A 17,922-nucleotide genomic window follows, 5' to 3' on the forward strand; every position below is an offset into this window, starting at 1 on the left:
AGGGAATCATCCGAACAGCCGATCTGTCGATTACCCCAGCGCCCGGTCGATCGACGTCAGCGGCGCCGCGAACAGCACCCGGCCCGACTGGGACCACACCTCGCCGGTCGCCTCCCAGTACGACAGGGGGCCCGCCTGGACACCCCAGCAGCGCGGGGCGTTCTCCGAGCCGCAGCGGGTCGCCTCGGCGCCCTCACTGTCCTGGCGCCACAGGCTGCCGTGCCGGTCCGTGGAGCCCGGGTCGCGGCCCACGTACCAGTCGGAGCGGTCCGTGCCGTCGGCCCGATGCGACAGCAGGCCCCTGATGCCGGACGCCTCCGTCTCGTACGCCTCGACCGCGGACGCCGCTCCGGTGGCGTCGGTGGCCAGCAGGCCGGGACGGGCCGGGTCCTTGCTGAAGTCGTAGCGCCACAGACGGGCGTGCTCGTCGCTGCCCGCAGGCGTCCACTCGCTCGCGACCAGGCTGTCGGGCGCCGTGCTGCGGTCGAGGGAGACGGCACCGAGGCGGGGCGCGCCGTCCGAACCGCTCAGACGGTACGAGCCGACGGCCGGCAGGACGAAGCGGTTGCCGCCCGCCGACCAGCCCCTCTCGACGCGGCCCACCGCGCCACTGTCGACCGTCGTGCGCTGGACGCGGTTCATGTCGTACACGTACAGCCCGTCGGCGGCGGTGACCAGCAGCTTGTCCTGGTACCAGACCATGCCGGTCAGGCGCGAGGCCAGGGCGCGGTAGTCGCGCCCGCCGTCCACCGGGACGACGAGGAGGGCCGAGGCGTACCTGAGGTGGTCCAGGTCGTTCGCGTCGACGAAGGAGACCCGGGCGAGGCCCCGGTCGGCGGTGCCCTGGCTCCAGCCGGAGAGGAGCACGCGGTTGTCCTTCCACCAGCCGTCGTCGTCGGCGTCCCCCGAGGTGGTGACCGCGCCCGCCCGCCAGGCCCGGGTGTCGGCGGCGTCCCAGCAGTACGCGCGTGTGGCGGCCGGCGCGACCGGCAGCGCCGTGCGCTCGGCGGACGTACAGCCGGACGCGCCGCGCAGAGTGCGGTCGGCGCTCTCCAGGACGGCGCGCACACCCACCGGCTTGCCCATCCCGGCGGCGAGTTCGTCGAGGGTGGCCTGCGGCACCAGCTGCTCCTGGAGCCGGAGCGCGCGGGTGTCGGCGTCCCTGGTGAGAGGTTCCAGCGCCCCGGGGTTGTCACCGACGGTGGCCTGTGAGGCGCTGATCATCGTGGCGGCGGCGGTGAGCGCCAGGGCGGTTCCGGCCAGGAACGCGCGAACCGCACGGCCCTGCTTGCGTCGACGGTGTCTGCCGCGGTGCTTCATCAAACCTCCCGAGGCGAGCCAACTGCCTCTATTGGTCTGTCTGTTGACCAAAGGAGCAGGTGGGGTGGCTCGTAGAGGGATGCTACGGCAGGTGAGCACGCTTGCGGATGAAGACCCCGCAAATATGCGGAAGATGCCACCCCGCAGGCCGTATTCAGGACATCTTGGCCGACATCCGCCCGCGCACCACCGCGGGCGCCGTCGAATGCGGCAACAACGCGCGCGGGTCGTCCGGCAGCAGCACCCCGACCTCCGCGTCCTCACGGAAGCGGTACGGCCGATGCTCCAGGAACGCCCCGAGATAGCGCCGTACGCGGGACATCTCGGCCCGCACCGTCACCGTACGGCCCGCGTCGCCGAACATGTCCTCGGCCAGCCCCGCCGCGCTGCGTCCCGACCGGTGCAGGGCCAGCAGGTAGAGCAACTCGGCGTGCCGGGGGCTCAGTTCATGGCTCCAGGAACCCGCGCCGCCGGACACCGTCACCGACCAGCGGCGCGGCTGCGTCAGGTCCAGCGCGATCTGTGTCGCCCCGGCCGGCACCGGCTCGTCGGCGGGTCGCAGCAGCCAGCCGCCCGCCAGCGGTTCCACCGAGCACAGGCCGAGCTGCGGCAGCCACCGGCGGCCCGGCGTCAGGGACTTGGGCAGCGCGACCCGGGTCGCGTACGGCATCCCCGTCACCGCCGCGGTCCAGCCGTCCCGGTCCACCACCAGGGCCCGCCCGGCGATCCGGGCCAGCACCGGCGCCGCCACCGCGCGCAGCCGCTCCAGCGAGGTCAGATGCTGCTCACGCAGCCGGGCCTCGGCGAGCTTGGCCACCGAGTCGACCCAGGCGAGGGTGGCCGGGTGCATGGTCTCCAGCGGCCCGCTGACGTCCACCACGCCGATCAGCCGGCCGTCGCGCGGATCCGTGATCGGGGCGCCGGTGCAGGTCCAGGCGGTCTGCGAGCGCTGGAAGTGCTCGGAGGCGAAGACCTGCACGGGCCGGCGGACCACCGCCGGGGTGCCCACGCCGTTGGTGCCGACGACGCTCTCCCGCCAGTCGGCGCCGAGTTCGAACCCGAGCCCGTCGGCCTTGCGCAGCACGGAGGAGCTGCCCTCCCGCCACAGCACCCGGCCCTCGTCGTCGGCGACGACCATGATGTGGTGGGCGACGTCCGCGACCGACAGCAGCCCCTCGCGCAGCACCGGCAGCACATGCCTGAGCGTGGTGCTCTCCCGGCGCCGCTGCACCTCCTCCCGGGACAGCAGCCCGGAGCGGAAGTCGTGGTCCGGATCGACCCCGCTGCGCAGCATGCGCTCCCAGGACTGCTCGATCACCGGGCGCGGTGCGACGGGCGCGCGCTGCCCGGCGAGCTTGGCGGCGCGGACGTCGCTGAGCACCCGGGCGGCCCGTGCCGAGTCCACGGCGGCCAGTTGCGTCACGTCCGTCGGCGAGAGCGCCAAGGGTTCCTCCCGGTTCGGGCTCACACTGACTGTGCGTCTCATAGTGCCGTCCGCCGCTCGCGGAGGCACACACTCCGCACACAGATGCCAACAAGTTGCAACCCCTTGCAACCCTGGTGGACCGGCCTGGCCTGATTGAGACTTGAGCAACGCCGTCCCGAGCGGCGTTCGTGGGCTCGAACGGGCCTGGGTGGGGGTGGTGCCGTGTCGGCGCAGCACCACCCCCTACCTCCGGCGGTTGGGCGGGTTGCGCGTCGGGGGGTGCCGCTTTCTGCGCGTTGGCGTCTGCGGGTCCGTTGTGGCTTGTCGCGCAGTTCCCCGCGCCCCTGAGGTCTCAGGCCTGCGGCCTGGACCTGTTCACCAGCGACGCCAGGTTCAGGGTTGACGGGAGTGTGCCGAAGGCCATTCCTCCGTCCCCTCCCAGCCGCGACGCGCAGAACGCGTCCGCCACCTCCGATGGCGCGAAGCGGACCAGCAGGGAGCCCTGTAGGACCAGCGCGAGTCGCTCCGTCAGGCGGCGGGCCCTTGCCTCGATGCCCTCCAGGTCGGCCAGTTCCGTCAGCAGGCCCTTGATCGCCGCGTCCAGGCGGTGGTCGGCGCCGCGGGCCTTGCCGACCTCCTGCAGATAGGCGTTGAGGGCCATGGGCTCGCGCTGCAACGCCCGTAGGACGTCCAGGGCCTGGACGTTGCCCGCTCCCTCCCAGATCGAGTTCAGCGGGGACTCGCGTACCAGGCGGGGCATGCCGGACTCCTCGACGTATCCGTTGCCGCCGAGGCACTCGGACGCTTCGACCGTCACCGGCGCACACCGCTTGGTCACCCAGTACTTGGCTGCCGGCACCGCGATCCGCAGCAGTGCCCGCTCCTGCTCGCTGTCGTCGTCGTAGGCCGCCGCGAGCCGTAGTGCGAGGGTGGTCGCCGCCTCGGACTCGACGGCGAGGTCGGCCAGGACGTTGCGCATGAGCGGCTTGTCGACGAGCTTTCCGCCGAACGCCTCGCGGTGGGAGCAGTGGTGGATCGCCTGCGTGACGGCCTGCCGCATCAGTCCCGCCGAGCCGAGGACACAGTCGAGGCGGGTCGCGGCCACCATGTCGATGATGGTGCGCACTCCGCGCCCCTCCTCACCGACCCGGCGTGCCCACGTCCCGTCGAACTCGACCTCGGCGGAGGCGTTCGAGCGGTTGCCCAGCTTGTCCTTGAGCCGCTGGATGAGGAACAGGTTGTGGCTGCCGTCCGCCAGCACGCGCGGCACGAGGAAGCAGGTGAGCCCGCCCGGGGCCTGCGCCAGCACGAGGAACCCGTCGGACATGGGGGCCGAGCAGAACCACTTGTGCCCGGTCAGCTCGTACGACTCGCCGTCGGGGAGGGGATGCGCGGCCGTCGTGTTGGCGCGTACGTCGCTGCCGCCCTGCTTCTCCGTCATGCCCATCCCGAACAGCGCCCCGGCCTTCTGTCCGGCCGGCCGCAGCTCATGGTCGTAGATCATCGACGTCAGCAGTGGTTCCCACTCGGCGGCGAGCTCGGGTTCCGTCCGCAGGGCGGGCACGGCCGCGTGGGTCATGGACAGCGGGCAGCCGTTGCCGGCCTCGACCTGCGTCCAGAGCAGGAAGGCGGCCGCCCGGCGCACATGTCCGGCCGGCCGGACCCAGGCCGCGGTCAGCCCCGCCGCGACGCCCTTGCCGAGCAGCCGGTGCCAGGACGGGTGGAAATCGACCTCGTCGATCCGCCGGCCGTAGCGGTCGTGCGTGCGCAGCCGCGGCGGATGCTCGTTGGCCAGCCGCCCCCACTCCTGGACCTGCGCCGAACCGCAGGTGCGGCCGAGCCCCGCCAGCTCGCCCTGGACCTCGTCCAGCAGCTCCGGGGGGAGATGACGTGCGACGGCCTCGGTCAGGGCCAGGTCAGAGGTGTATACGTCGTGGCCGACCAGGGGTGGGGGCTGATTGGTCACGGTGTGCGTGCTGCCTGCCATGGCTGTGAACCTATCCCTCCACGGGGCGGTGGTTTCCACCCTGACACGGCGGCGGCGCGCGGCACCGCGCAGGTGGCGACGGTGTGCGCACCCGGCGCCGCTATGAATGCGCCCCCGTGCGGCGGATAACGTTAGGTCGTGCAGCCAGCAAGTGAATCCCCCCAGCGGACCTCCGGCCGTCTCCATCGGGCGCGTGTCCTCTACCGGAACGTCTCGAAACGCAGGACCGTCTGGCTGCTGCTGAAGGACACTGTCAACTCCTGCATCGAGTACCGCATCCTGGGTCTCGCCGCCGAGGCCGCGTTCTTCACGCTGCTGTCCGTCCCACCCCTGCTGCTCAGCCTCATCGGCCTCCTCGGTTACGTCGACAACTGGACCGGCACCGACACCATCACCAGCCTGGAGACCAACCTCCTGGAGGCCTCGCGCACCGTCCTGTCCGACAAGGGCGTGAACCAGATCGCCCAGCCGATCCTGGACGACGTGATGAAGGGCGGCCGCCCCGACGTGATCTCCGTCGGCTTCCTGTTCGCCCTGTGGTCGGGGTCGCGCGCGGTGAACGTCTTCATAGACACCATCACCGTGATGTACGGCCTCGACGGCGTCCGCGGCATCGTCAAGACCCGCCTGGTGGCGTTCCTGCTGTTCATCGCGGCCCTGCTGATCGGCTCGGTGGCGCTGCCGCTGATGGTGGCCGGGCCGGACGCGGTGGTGCGGATCGTGCCGTGGTCGGAGACCCTGGTGCAGGTCCTGTACTGGCCCGTCGTGATCGTCCTGTCCATCGCCTTCCTGACCACGCTGTACCACGTGTCCGTGCCGGTCCGCTCGCCCTGGATCGAGGACGTGCCCGGCGCGCTGGTCGCCCTCGGCATGTGGGTGCTGGGCAGCTTCCTGCTGCGCATCTACCTGACGAACACGATCGAGGGTGCGTCGATCTACGGCTCCCTCGCCGCCGCCGTCGCCGTGATGCTGTGGATCGGTGTGTCCGCGTTCGCCGTGCTCGTCGGGGCCGCGGTCAACGCCGCGATCGACCGGGTCTGGCCGGCCGCCGCGACGGCCGCGGCCCGCGCCGCCAACGAGCGGCTGCGCGAGGCCCAGGTCGCCGAGTACGTCGCCCGCCACGCCGCCGGCCGCGAGCCCGGGCTCGAGGACCCCGACGACCCGGACATGCCGTCGGAGTTCCCCGAGCGGTGGTCCCGTTTCCTGCCGCCGGAGGACGTGTCGTCCCGGTTGCGGACCCATGTGAAGAGCACGCATCACACCCCGCACAAGCCGGAGGACTCGGAGCGCCCCTGAGAGCCCGTGCCGGAGCTCGGCGATTCCGTCCGCGACCAGCGCCGACGCGAGTGGCTCACGCCTTCCACGCGCCCGCCGCCGCGGCCTCCCGCACGAAGTCACCGAAGTCGCGCGGCGCACGCCCGAGCACCGCGCGGACATCGTCCGTGAGGTGGGCGTTGCGGCCGTCCATGAGGGTCTCGAAGACCTCGACCAGGAGCTCCGCCTCCTCCGCCGGGACCCCGAAGCCGGTCAGGGCATCGCCGTAGGCCCGGGTCGGGACCGGTGTGTACGTGATCGTGCCGCCCGTCGCCGCGGAGATCTCCGCGACCGCCTCCCGCCAGGACAGCAGCCGCGGCCCCGTCAGCTCCAGCGTCCGGCCCACATAGCGGTCCCCGGACGTCAGCACGGCCGCCACCACGTCCGCGATGTCCCGCACGTCGACGAACGGCTCCCGCACCTCGCCCGCCGGGAAGACCAGCTCCCCCTGGACCATGCCCTCCACCAGCGGCCCCTCACTGAAGTTCTGCGCGAACCACGTGGCCCGTACGACCGTCCAGTCCGCGCCGGACGACTTCAGCGCCTCCTCGGTGGGCAGCGCCTGGTCCTCGCCGCGCGCCGACAGCAGCACCAGCCGCCGTACGCCGAGCCCGACCGCCTCCCGGGAGAGCGCCCCGACGCCCTCGGCCGCCGCCGGGGAGCCGACGTCGGACGGGTACATCAGATACGCCGCGTCCGCGTCCCGCAGCGTCTCCGCCCACGTCGTCGGGTCCTCCCAGTCGAAGCCCTGCGCCCGGGACGCGGCCCGTACCGTGAACCCCGCCGCGCGTGCCGCTTCCGCCACCCGGCTCCCCGTACGACCCGAGGCACCGGTCACCACTACCGTCATCCGCTGCTTGTTCGCCTTGTCGGCTGCGTTCTCCGTCATGCCTCAAGTCAACGGGCGCGCGCCCCAACAGCCCATCGCTGAACGGCTCATTCCCATGTGCGGACGTCTACGCTGGCGACATGGATGCCCTTGCCGGTCTGCTGGAGGGTCCACGCGCGCGTGGCGCCTTCATGATCCGCGCGTGTTTCGAGCCGCCGTGGTCCGTCCGCATCGAGGACCGGGCTCCGCTCACCGTCATGGTCATGGTCCGCGGCGACGCCTGGGTGATCCCCGACCGGGGCGAGCGAAGCGAGATGGGGGTCCCCCCGGCCGAAGGCCGGGGGAGGATCCGACTGCGCCCCGGCGACCTCGCCATCGCCCGCGGCCCGGACCCCTACACCTGCGCCGACGCCCCCGACACCGCCCCCCAGGCCCTGATCCTGCCGGGCGCCGAATGCCGCTACCCCGACGGACGCGCCCTCAACGGCTCGATGGACCTGGGCGTGCGCACCTGGGGCGACCGGCTGGACGGCTCGGCGGTGATGCTGATCGGCACGTATCTGTGGGAGGGGGAGATCAGCGGGCGGCTGCTGAACGCTCTGCCGCCGCTGCTGGCGCTCACGGCCGACGTGTGGAACTGCCCCCTCACGCCGTACCTCATGGAGGAGATCGTCCGCGACGAGCCCGGCCAGGAGGTCGTCCTGGACCGGCTGCTCGACCTGCTGGTCATCGCCGCGCTCAGGGCCTGGTTCTCCCGTCCGGAGGCGGAGGCGCCCGCCTGGTACCGGGCACTGGCGGACCCGGTCGTCGGGCGTGTCCTGCGGCTGATCCAGGACGATCCCGGGCATCCCTGGACGGTCGCCTCGCTGGCGGCGAAGGCGGGGGTGTCACGGGCCGCGCTGGGGCGGCGGTTCACGGAGCTGGTGGGGGAGCCGCCGATGACGTATCTCACGGGGTGGCGGTTGGCGTTGGCGGCGGATGCGCTGCGCGATACGGGGGACACGTTGGATGCGATTGCTCGCAGGGTCGGCTATGGGAGCGCGTTTGCTCTGTCGAGTGCGTTCAAGCGGGTGTACGGGGTGAGTCCGCAGGAGCATCGGGCGCGAGTTGCTTGAGATGCCGGGTTTCGTCGTGGGATGCCGCTTGGTTGCGGGCTGCGGGTTGTGTGTGGCTGGTCGCGCCCACGCGGCGGAGCCGCACATTGACACAGCCCCGCGCCCCTGGCGGCGTTGCCGCGTAGCCTCGCCTGTATGTACGCGGAGCGGATGTCGCGGCTGCCTGGAGCCGTGGTCTGGAAGAACACTCCGTCCGGGATCGGCGTCGGGCCCGTCCTGCCCGACGGGTGCATGGATCTGCTCTGGAACGAGGGGCGGCTGCTTGTCGCCGGGCCCGATACGCGTGCGTACGTCACCGGTGGTGAGCCCACTGCTTGGGCGGGTGTGCGCTTCTATCCGGGGACCGGGCCCGGGTTTCTGGGTGTGCCGGCGAACGAGGTGCGTGATCGGCGCGTCGATCTCGCCGACCTGTGGCCGGCCTCGGAGGTACGGCGGTTGTGCGGCCGTGTCGAGGCCGCCGACGACCCTGTGAGCGCGCTCGAAGACGTGGCGTTGGAGCGTGCCGTCGACGGTGAGCCGCCCGATCCGCTGCTACGACGGGTCGTCGCCGCCCTCGACTCGGGGCGCGGCGTCGCCGCCACCGCCGATGAACTCGGCCTCGGTGTACGGCAGTTGCACCGTCGGTGCCTGGGCGCCTTCGGGTACGGGCCCAAGACGTTGGGGCGGATTCTGCGGCTGCAGCGAGCCCTCGCCCTGGCGCGGGACGGTGTGCCCTTCGCGGACACGGCCGCGCGGGCCGGGTTCGCCGACCAGGCCCATCTGGCGCGGGACGTCAAGGAGTTGGCGGGCATGCCGCTGGGCGAGCTACTCCGACGGCGGGGCGGCTAGCGGGGCGAACAGGTCGACGCCGCCTCCGTCCGGGTCCTGGACGGAGGCGTAGCGCTGGCCCCAGAAGGCGTCCCACGGCTTGAGTTCGCCGTGGTGGCCGGCGGCGACCAACTCCTCGTACACCGCGTCGACCTCCGCCGGGTCCGCGCAGCGCAGGGCCAGTGAGTGCCGGCCGCCACCCGTGGGCGGCTGCCAGTGCGGGAGGAAGGACCGTACGGTCTCCTCCGTGTCGAGCATCAGCCGCAGCCCGCCCGGCAGTTCGGCCTCGGTGTGCGGCTCGTTCTCGGCGCCCTCGGGGAAGGCGAAACCGAGGCGACGGTAGAAGGTGACAGAGGCGGCCATGTCGGAGACGACGAGGCCGATGGCGTCGAAACGTGGAGTCATGCGGCCACCGTAGGCAGCCGGGGAGCCGCGGGTCTTGAAGGAATCGGACGCCTCAGGGCTGCCCTTCGGTGGAAGGTGCCGCGCCTCAGTCGAAGGTCCGCCCTCAGTGGAAGGTCACCTGGCCCCGAGGCGTGTCCACCGTGAACGTCATTCCGACCGGGCCCCTGGCGAGATCGAGGGTCGTGCCGAGCGCCGCCAGCAGGGGCCGGATCTCGTCCGGCTCGGGGGCGCTCGCGGAGAGGGACAGCAGGGGTGTGGCGGGCAGGTCCGAGGCGGTGGGGTGCGGCGAGGTGCCCCAGTCGATGAGGAACGGGACGAGGCCGGAGGGGTGTGCGTCGTCGCCGTCGGTGAGCCGCCACTCCAGCAGGGTGCCGTCGGGTCTGCGGCGGCTCATCGCCTGCGCGGAGCCGGGGTCGTAGCCCTGGGCCCGGGCGTGCTCGATCGCCGCGTCCAGGTCCGCCGGACTGATCGCCCAGGTGACCGTGCGCGGAGCGGTGACCCCGTCGACGTCGAAGGGGCGGGGCTGCCCGGGCGCGGACTGCTCGGGATCCGGGCCGATGATCTCCAGGTAGCTGATGCCGCCCAGGGACACCAGGTGGTTGCGGGTGCCGAGCCCGACGTGCGTGCCGCCCGGGGCCGGGGTCACGCCCGTGCGCCGGGCGAAGTCGGCGACCGTGGCGGCCAGGTCGGGGGTCGCGAGGACGAGATGGTCCAGGAGCGCGGGAATGGCGTTCATCGCAGCCGAGGCTACGCAGAACGGCCCGCGGAATGGAACACCTGTGCGCCGTGGGTCAGTCGTCGTGGATGACGGTGCCGTCGTCGAGCAGCGTCGGGTGGATCTTCATCGGGCCGTACTCGTCGACGTCCGAGGGGCGCGGGGTCTCCGGGCCGTCGGGGCCCATGCGGAGCACCCGCTCGACACGGCAGACCTGGAACCTTCGCCCCGCCACCCGGGCCTCGTCGGCGCGTTCGAGCGCCCGGAACTCCTCGGCCGCCTTCTCGTACACGGCCTTCTTGTCGTCGTCGAACCGGTACAGCAGCGGCCACATCTCGCCCATCGCGTCATAGAGCACACGCCGGGCGTCGTGCGCAGTGGCCTGGAGCGCCAGCGCCGGCTCCCAGCCGGTGCGCTCGCGCTCGACCACGCTGAAACAGACGGGCAGGAGCACGACCTGCGGATGCGAGCGCAGCGCCTCCTCCGATTCCCGGCGCACATCGGCGGGGAACCGCACGCCCCGGTACGCGAAGCCGCGCAGCCCCGCCCGCACGGCGCCCGCCATGGGGCCGTCGTCCTTGGGGTCCGGGTCGAGGACGAGGTCAAGGTCGGGGGAGGGGGTGTGGGCGGCGCGCCGTTCCCAGGTGCGTTCGGCGGGCTCCGGGTCGGTGGGACGGGGCGGCTCCAGCCGGTCCTTGCCGTCGCAGCGGGAGATCTCGTCCCCGCGCACGATCCGGTACCGCACCCCGCACGCCTCGACCTCGTTGACCGGCTCCCGCTCCAACACGTGGACGGCGGCGAGCAGTTCACGCCGTACGGCCGGATCATCGGTGTCGTCCTTCGCGCGAAACCACAGATAGGTGTTGAGCGAGTCCCGGCACATCTGCGGCATCCCGTTCACGACCGGCTTCAGCACCCGCCACTCGGGCCCCACCGCCGGTTCCTGCACGGCGACCCCGAACACCGGCCCCCGCAGGGCGAACCCGGGGTAGAGCAGAGAGGCATCCACGGCGTCGGCCTCCCGCACCCAGGCGGCGGGGTCGTCGCGGCGGATCAGCTCCTCGTGGAGCGCGTGGATCTGTTGCTGCCAGTCATGGGTCATGCACGCATTGTCGCGGGGGAGTCGGTGCGTGTGAGGGCGAACCGACCCAACAACGCGGTCTGTTGGGCGGCTTCCGTCCCGGTGATCCGATCCCGGTGATCCGAAAATTTCGGATCACCGGGAGGAGTGGGTCCCCGCCCCCGGCTCACCTAGGCTCGACGGCATGTCCGCACGACTCCTCGTCTACACCCGCACCACCGCCTACCGGCACGAATCCATCCCGGCCGGCGTCGAAGCCGTACGCACCATCGGCGACTTCGAGGTGGACCACACCGAGGATCCGCAAGCCCTCGAAAGGCCCCTGGACGGCTACGCGGCCGTCGTGTTCCTCTCCACCAGCGGCAAGGTGCTCACCCCCGGCGGGCGCGAGCGGCTCGCCGCGTACGTCGAGTCGGGCGGCGGTTTCGTCGGCGTGCACGCGGCGGCCTGTACCGAGTACGACTGGCCCTACTACGGCGAACTGCTGGGCGCGTGGTTCGACCGGCACCCCGACTACCAGCCCGGCAAGGCGGTCGTCGAGGACCGCGACCATCCGGCGACCCGGCATCTGCCCGCCGTATGGGACTTCGTCGACGAGTGGTACGACTTCCGCGGCAACCCCCGAGGATCGGTACGGGTGCTGGCCCGCGCCGACGAGTCGTCGTACGACGGTGGCGGCATGGGCGAGGACCACCCGCTGGTGTGGTGCCGCGAGCAGGGATCCGGCCGTGTCTTCTACACCGCCCTCGGCCACGCCGCCGAGGCGTACGACGACCCGGACTTCCGCGCGCATCTGCTGGGCGGGATCAACTGGTCGGCGGGGCTGGGCTAGACACGGCGAAGGGCCGCTCGACGGAGCGGCCCTGTCGTCGTCGCGGTGTCAGGAGACGCGTGGCGGCCTGGGGAGGGCGCGGAACTGGGGGCCGTAGGTGTGGCCCGGGGCGTAGGGGAGCGGAGTCTCCATCAGTTCCACGGCGGGACGCTCAAGGCCGCGCATGGCGTGCTCGGCCGCGTTCAGCGCGCGGTGACCGCCGCCGGCCCAGGCCGAGTCGAGGGTGTCCAGCACGGTGCTGTAGGTCGCGTCGAAGCGGTGCAGTAGCCCGCGGACATGGTCGTCCTGGGGGGTGGGCCAGCCGCCGACCGGAACCGGGGCCATGGGGCGCACGTCGGGGAAGGGTACGGGCCCGCCGACGTACCGCCAGCCCTCTTCGGTCTCGCGCAGCTCACGGCCGTGGTAGATCTCGCCGAAGGCGTAGTAGTGCGCCCGCTCGTCGTCCTCGTAGGGGTCGGCCGGGGAGCTTGAGGTGCCCTCGCCCTGCTCCCTGATGATCTCGATGGCGCGCTCGACGTGGTCGAGGTTCTCGATCGGCCGCAGGTCGTCACCGCCGACGTGCTCGGACACCTGTCCCCGCACCGACAGCTCCGGCCGCACGGTCTGGAACGCCTCCTGGATCGCCGCGTAGAACTCGCCGACGGTGGGTGAGGTCTGCGCGCCGCGGGTGAGGGGCTCCTCGGGGGCCTCGATCGCCATCATCACGTCACGGACGTAGGCCTTGCTGAGGCCCGCCAGGTAGACGTTCACCCCGGCCCGCACACCGCCGGGCAGCGGGCCGGGGAAGACGGGTGCTGCGGCCTTGATCTGCGGCCGGCCGCCGACGGCCACGAGCAGATTGCAGGCGATGCTCAGATGGAACATCTCGTCCCCGACGATCCGTCGGATCATCCGCGCGACCTCGCTGCCGCGGTCCTTGACGGACCACCAGCCGCACAAGTACGGCGGGATGGTGGCGAGTTCGAGTCCCACGGCGAGCTGAAGGGACGACCTGAGCCACTCGACACCGCGACCGTTCTCGGCGACGGCCAGCAGACGCGCCACGGAGCCCACGGCGGGCGCGGTCGGCACCGCGCTCTCCGGCAGCGTGGCGGCCTGCGCGGGACCGGCCGCCACGACGGGCACCCCGGCCGCCACAGCGGGCGCCCCGGTCGCCAGAGCGGCCGACGCAAGGAAACTCCTGCGCCTGAACGGTCCCACCGCCGGCCTGTCCGGCACTTCGCTCATACCCGTCACCCTCGCCTCAGCTCTCAACGAAGGTCCCGCCTCGGCTCGTATGCCCCCGGGACCCCTCCGACAGCTCGCGAAGCTAGCAGTCAAAACGATCACTATCAGGGCATACAGGGCGATTGGCGCAGCGACCACTCTGTCGGGCCAACGTTTGGGTTCCGGTACGGCGTTCGGGATCGGGGTCCTGTCAGGGGGTGCCGTTGCCGAAGAGGGGAGCGACTCAACCGGACGACCCCTGGCGCGGCCCCGCCGTACTGCTCCGCTTGACCAACCGCGTCGACAACTCCGTGCGCGTACTCTCCGGCCGGTCCCCGTCCATCATCCGCACCAGCAGTCGCAGCGCCGTCGCCGCCATCTCCGACAGCGGCTGGCGGACCGTGGTGAGGGCCGGGCTGATCCAGCGGGCCTCCGGCAGGTCGTCGAAGCCCACCACGCTCAGGTCGGCCGGCACGCTCAACCCCCGTTCCGCCAGGGCCTGGTAGACCCCGAGGGCCATCCGGTCCGAGCAGACGAAGACGGCCGTCGGCGGTTCGGGCAGGTCGAGGAGGTCCAGCATGCGGCGGTGGGCGACGCTCTCGTCGAAACCGGCGTGCCGCACGTACTCGGGGCGGTGGCGTATCCCGGCCGAGGCGAGCGCGGAGCGGTAGCCGGCCACTCGGGCGTTGCTGCACATCTTGCGGTGGTGCCCGGCGATGACGGCGATGCGTTCGTGGCCGAGCGCCAGGAGGTGCTCGGTCGCCGTCACCCCGCCGTGCCAGTTCGCCGCGCCCACCGACACCACACCGGGCGGCGGCTCCAGCACCGGGTCGATCATCACGAAGGGGGTGCGGTGCTGCTCCAGCCACGCGTACTGCGACGCCGTCAGCTCGGCCAGATTGAACAGCACCCCGGACGAGCCGCGCGCGATGAGCTTGTCCAGCCAGCCGCGCTCCGGACGGGCGCCCCGCGTGCGGGTCAGCCCGGCCGACACCACGACCTCCAGCCCCGCGTCGTGGGCCGCCGCCTCCACCCCGTGCAGCACCGCACCCGACCAGGAGGTGTCCAGCGAGTGCACGACGAGGTCGACCAGGCCCGGTGTCTTCGCCGCGTCGAAGCGGGGTCTGCGGACATAGCCGAGCCGGTCCAGTGCCTCGGTGACCCGGCGGCGGGTCTCGGGGGCCACGTCCTCCCGGCCGTTGACCACCTTGGACGCGGTCGGCACGGACACCCCGGCCTCGCGGGCCACGACCGCCAGGGTCGGTCCGGCCGCCACGCTCGCACTGCCCGTACGGACCATCGGGAACCACCTCTCCGGCCCGCCCGAGGGCCATGAAAGTTTTCGACCAGCGCGGAAACAGTAAGCGCTTCCTACCCTAGGTTCACCGCGATGAGTCGGGAAGAGGCTGGAGTTCGCAAGGTCCGTGCGGGGTCCGGCTTTCGAAACCTCGAACAGGGTCAGGGCTAACAGCAGGTGAGGCGGAACCCCGTGAAGTCGGCCGTGAACGCCGCGTCGACGAGATCCACGGCATGGACGCCCGCCATCGCCCCCGTGAAGCGCAACTTCGAGCCGTAGTCGTCGGACAACTTGGTGAAGTCGAGCGGCGGCCCGACCGGCGTGCGCACGCCCTGGCGGACGTACCAGAACCGGGCCCGCCCGTCGTCGACCGTCACCCCCAGGGTCAACGGCCCGCTCGCGTCCACCTCCACGACCGCGGCCTGCCGGGTACCGAACTCCTCCCGCTCCACGAGACTGAGCACCGTACGACCGCCCCCGCCCCACTGCTGTCCGTGCTGCCCCTCGCCCTCGGGCTCCGCCCAGGTGAGGTCCAGGCTCAGATACGCCTCCGTGTTGTACCGCAGGACCAGCCCGGCGGCCTGCGTGAACGTGTGCGACCTCGCCTCCACCGTGACCTCGGCCTCCGCGCGGTGCTCGGTGATTCGCTGGGCGAGCAGACTGTGCGCCCACCGCGACTCGGGACCGTGCCGGCCGGTCAGCCGGATCCAGCCGGGGCGGGCGGTGGTGTCGGCCCAGCCGGGGTCGGCGTAACCGCGAAGGGTGCTCCAGGGCCAGCCCAACTGCTCGTCGGGATCGGCCAGTTGGGGCTCGGGCTCGGGCTCGACGGACGGTGTCGGTACGTCCACCTCGACCGCCGGATGCCAGTCCCCGTGCCGCAGTCGCGGCCATCCCGCCTTGTCCCAGGTCACCGCCTGGATGGCCGTCTCCCGCCCGAGCGTGCAGCGCGGACCGTCCGGCGTGTGCAGTGGGCGGGCCGTCAGGTGGCTCAACACCCAGTCGCCGCCCGGCGTCTGGACCAGCTCACCATGACCGGCCTTCTGCAACGGCGACGACGGATCGTCCCGGGATGTCAGCAGCGGGCGGTCGTCGAGTTCGTACGGGCCGGTGAGGGCGCGGCTGCGTGCCGTCCGCACTCCGTGCTCGAAACCCGTACCCCCTTCCGCCAGGACCAGGTGGTACCAGTCGTCCCGGCGTACCAGCTTCGGGCCCTCGATGAGCCGTTCGTGCTGGAGCAGCAAGTGGGTGTCCCCGACCGGCCCGAGGCTCTCCAGATCCAGTTCGGTGAGCATGATCCCGGCGAACCGGCGCCCGCCGGGGCGATGGTCGTTCTGGAGGTTGAGCAGCCACAGCCGCCCCTCGTCATGGAAGAGCGCGGGGTCGAACCCGTGGCTCGGAAGGCGGCGCGGTGCCGTCCACTTGCCGCCCACCTCGGTGGCCGTACTGACGTAGGTGTCCACATCGAAGTACGGCGTGCCCACCGAGCGCACCACCGAGTAGACCACCCAGAACCGCTCGCCGTCCCAGCTCAGCGACGGTGCCCAGACGCCACCGGAGTCGGGCACCCCGGCCAGTGAGTCGCCGGGCACCGCGCCCCGGACATGACCCGCGTACTCCCATCGGGCCAGGTCACGGGAGCGATGGATCGGGATGGTCGGAAACCACTCGAACGAACTCGTGGCCACGTAATACCAGTCGCCGACCCGGACCAGGGAAGGGTCGGGCGCGAAACCGCGGAGGACGGGATTGTGCAGCAGGGTCACTTCAGGGCCCCCAACGTCACGCCGCTGCGCCAGTAGCGCCGCATCGCGACCATCATGATCGCCATCGGGATGATGGACAGCAGCGCACCCGTCAGGACGAGGCTGGTCACGTCGATGCCCGATTCCAGACGCTTGCCGGACCAGTTGTACAGACCGAGGTTGAGCGTCCAGTTCTCCTCGCCCCGCAGCACAGTCAGCGGCAGGAAGAAGGCGTTCCAGGTGTTGACGAAGGCGAGCAGGAAGACAGTCGCACCGCCCGTCGTCATCATCCGCAGCACGATGCTGAAGAAGATCCGCAGCTCACCGGCGCCGTCGATGCGGGCCGCCTCCAGCAGCTCGAACGGGATGGTGGCCTCGGTGTACACCTTGGCCAGATACACACTGAACGGGTTGATCAGACACGGAATCAGCATCGCCCACGGGGTGTCGACCATGCCGATCGCCGAGAAGAGCAGGTACAGCGGCAGAGTGAGCAGCGCGATCGGGATCAGGAAGGACCCCACCACGGCCGCGAACACCACGCCCCGGCCGGGGAAGTCGAAGCGCGCGAGGCCGTAGCCCGTGGCGAGGGCGATGAGCGTGCCGCCGAGCGAGCCGACACCGGCGTACAGGAACGAGTTGGCGGTCCAGCGCAGAAAGATGCCGTCCTCGTACGTGAACACCTGCTGCAGGTTGTCCCAGAGATGCCAGCCCGAGAACCACAGCCCATTGCTCTGGTACAGCCCCACCCGGTCCTTGGTCGCCGCGATGATCAGCCAGTACACCGGGAACAGGCTGTAGGCGCTGGCCAGGACGAGACCGATCAGCAGGAAGCGCTGCCCGCCCCGGGAGCGCGCGGCCGGATCGGGCCGGGTGCGCCGGCGGACGCCACCCCCGCCGGCCGGCCCGGCCGCGCTCTCCGTGCCGTTTTCCTTGCGGTTGGCGGTCAGCGCCATCAGTCCGCCTCCCGTGAGGTCAGCCGGTAGAAGAGGAAGGACGCGACGCCGAGGATCAGGGCGAGCAGCACCGAAAGGGCCGCGGCGTAGTGGTAGTTGCCGGCGTTGAACGCCTGGTTGTAGATGATCATGATCGGGGTGAAGCTGTCGCTGACGGTCTGCGGGGTGATGTTCCGGAACAGCGCGGGCTCGTTGAAGATCTGCAGCATCTGGATGATCGACAGCAGCGCCGTCAGGACGAGCGCCCCGCGCACGAACGGGATCTTGATGCTCAGCGCGATCCGCAGCTCGGAGGCGCCGTCGAGCCTAGCCGCCTCGAACAACTCGCGCGGCACGCCCTGCAGAGCCGCGTAGATGATCACCATGTTGTAGCCGATGCCGTGCCAGGTCAGCAGATTGCCGATGGCGGGCCACACCATGGACGGCGAGAAGAAGTTCCAGTCGAACCCGAACAGTTCGCCGAGCGGGGTCAGCGGCCCTACCTCGGGGCTGTACAGGTTGATCCACACAAGGGCGGCGACGACGCCGGGGATCATGTACGGCACCAGCAGCAGCAGCCGGAACCGCCCGGCCACCTTGGCGCTGACCGCGTCCAGCAACAACGCCAGGACCAGGCTGACCAGCAGCATGAACGGGATCTGCACACAGGCGAACAGCACCACGCGCAGGATGGACGTCATGAACGCCGAGTCGGTGAGCCCGTTCTGGTAGTTCTCCAGGCCGACGAACTGCGTGGTCGCACCGCCGCCGAGCCCGAGCCCGGACTGCTTCTGCAGAAACAGCGACTGGTGGACCGCGTAACCGATCGGGAGCAGATACAGGAAGACGAAGCCGAGCTGGAAGGGCACCGTGAAGGCGGCACCCTTCCAGCGCTGCGAGCGAATCATCGA

16 protein-coding genes are annotated in these 17,922 nt (G+C 71.4%); 4 read left to right on the plus strand and 12 right to left on the minus strand.

Annotation, left to right across the window (positions count from 1 at the left end; translation table 11 throughout):
- Positions 1–30: 30 nt before the first annotated feature.
- The 3 genes from ACIA8X_RS16610 to ACIA8X_RS16620 form a co-directional block, all read right to left on the minus strand.
- Positions 31–1,320, minus strand: a complete 1,290-nt coding sequence (locus ACIA8X_RS16610) for a hypothetical protein (RefSeq protein WP_399458541.1) — start codon at positions 1,318–1,320, stop codon at positions 31–33.
- A 154-nt stretch (positions 1,321–1,474) separates the two neighbouring features.
- On the minus strand, positions 1,475–2,764 hold the full coding sequence (locus ACIA8X_RS16615) for a GAF domain-containing protein (protein ID WP_393447712.1): 1,290 nt from the start codon (positions 2,762–2,764) through the stop codon (positions 1,475–1,477).
- 334 nt (positions 2,765–3,098) lie between these two features.
- On the minus strand, positions 3,099–4,733 hold the full coding sequence (locus ACIA8X_RS16620) for an acyl-CoA dehydrogenase family protein (protein WP_393447714.1): 1,635 nt from the start codon (positions 4,731–4,733) through the stop codon (positions 3,099–3,101).
- Positions 4,734–4,871: 138 nt separating this feature from the next.
- Between ACIA8X_RS16620 and ACIA8X_RS16625 the strand changes: the two genes are divergently transcribed.
- On the plus strand, positions 4,872–6,029 hold the full coding sequence (locus ACIA8X_RS16625; RefSeq protein ID WP_393447716.1) for a YihY/virulence factor BrkB family protein: 1,158 nt from the start codon (positions 4,872–4,874) through the stop codon (positions 6,027–6,029).
- A 55-nt stretch (positions 6,030–6,084) separates the two neighbouring features.
- Here the strand turns inward: ACIA8X_RS16625 and ACIA8X_RS16630 are convergent, their stop codons facing one another.
- Entirely contained in the window at positions 6,085–6,936 is an 852-nt protein-coding gene (locus tag ACIA8X_RS16630) for an NmrA family NAD(P)-binding protein (RefSeq protein ID WP_393447718.1), read from the minus strand.
- 80 nt (positions 6,937–7,016) lie between these two features.
- Between ACIA8X_RS16630 and ACIA8X_RS16635 the strand changes: the two genes are divergently transcribed.
- Positions 7,017–7,991, plus strand: a complete 975-nt coding sequence (locus tag ACIA8X_RS16635) for an AraC family transcriptional regulator (RefSeq protein WP_399458542.1) — start codon at positions 7,017–7,019, stop codon at positions 7,989–7,991.
- Positions 7,992–8,126: 135 nt separating this feature from the next.
- Positions 8,127–8,819, plus strand: a complete 693-nt coding sequence (locus ACIA8X_RS16640; protein ID WP_399458543.1) for a helix-turn-helix domain-containing protein — start codon at positions 8,127–8,129, stop codon at positions 8,817–8,819.
- Here ACIA8X_RS16640 and ACIA8X_RS16645 read toward each other — a convergent pair.
- The 3 genes from ACIA8X_RS16645 to ACIA8X_RS16655 all read right to left on the minus strand — a co-directional run bounded on the left by ACIA8X_RS16645 (position 8,796) and on the right by ACIA8X_RS16655 (position 11,020).
- Positions 8,796–9,203, minus strand: a complete 408-nt coding sequence (locus ACIA8X_RS16645; RefSeq protein WP_399458544.1) for a VOC family protein — start codon at positions 9,201–9,203, stop codon at positions 8,796–8,798. The genes ACIA8X_RS16640 and ACIA8X_RS16645 overlap by 24 nt on opposite strands.
- A 103-nt stretch (positions 9,204–9,306) precedes the next feature.
- Complete coding sequence (locus ACIA8X_RS16650; protein ID WP_393447726.1) at positions 9,307–9,939, minus strand: VOC family protein; 633 nt, start codon at positions 9,937–9,939, stop codon at positions 9,307–9,309.
- Between the two features lie 55 nt (positions 9,940–9,994).
- On the minus strand, positions 9,995–11,020 hold the full coding sequence (locus ACIA8X_RS16655) for a DUF5954 family protein (RefSeq protein ID WP_399458545.1): 1,026 nt from the start codon (positions 11,018–11,020) through the stop codon (positions 9,995–9,997).
- Positions 11,021–11,183: 163 nt separating this feature from the next.
- Here ACIA8X_RS16655 and ACIA8X_RS16660 point away from each other — a divergent pair, with 163 nt between their 5' ends.
- Positions 11,184–11,831, plus strand: a complete 648-nt coding sequence (locus ACIA8X_RS16660; protein ID WP_393447730.1) for a ThuA domain-containing protein — start codon at positions 11,184–11,186, stop codon at positions 11,829–11,831.
- Between the two features lie 48 nt (positions 11,832–11,879).
- On the opposite strand, the gene ACIA8X_RS16665 is transcribed toward ACIA8X_RS16660, so the two are convergent.
- The 5 genes from ACIA8X_RS16665 to ACIA8X_RS16685 form a co-directional block, all read right to left on the minus strand.
- On the minus strand, positions 11,880–13,058 hold the full coding sequence (locus ACIA8X_RS16665) for a ferritin-like protein (RefSeq protein WP_399458546.1): 1,179 nt from the start codon (positions 13,056–13,058) through the stop codon (positions 11,880–11,882).
- 223 nt (positions 13,059–13,281) lie between these two features.
- Positions 13,282–14,337, minus strand: coding sequence for a LacI family DNA-binding transcriptional regulator (locus tag ACIA8X_RS16670; RefSeq protein WP_399458547.1), 1,056 nt, complete (start codon positions 14,335–14,337; stop codon positions 13,282–13,284).
- 164 nt (positions 14,338–14,501) lie between these two features.
- Positions 14,502–16,097 (minus strand): family 43 glycosylhydrolase, encoded by a 1,596-nt coding sequence (locus tag ACIA8X_RS16675; RefSeq protein ID WP_399458548.1) that lies wholly within the window; start codon positions 16,095–16,097, stop codon positions 14,502–14,504.
- Positions 16,094–17,032, minus strand: coding sequence for a carbohydrate ABC transporter permease (locus ACIA8X_RS16680; protein WP_393447738.1), 939 nt, complete (start codon positions 17,030–17,032; stop codon positions 16,094–16,096). The genes ACIA8X_RS16675 and ACIA8X_RS16680 overlap by 4 nt, the downstream gene beginning before the upstream one ends.
- Positions 17,032–17,919 carry a carbohydrate ABC transporter permease gene (locus ACIA8X_RS16685; protein ID WP_393447740.1) on the minus strand — a complete coding sequence of 296 codons (888 nt, stop codon included), beginning with the start codon at positions 17,917–17,919 and terminating at the stop codon, positions 17,032–17,034. The genes ACIA8X_RS16680 and ACIA8X_RS16685 overlap by 1 nt, the downstream gene beginning before the upstream one ends.
- Positions 17,920–17,922: the final 3 nt, after the last annotated feature.

The sequence above is a fragment of the Streptomyces sp. NPDC051738 genome, from assembly GCF_044453205.1.
Classification (GTDB): Bacteria; Actinomycetota; Actinomycetes; order Streptomycetales; family Streptomycetaceae; genus Streptomyces.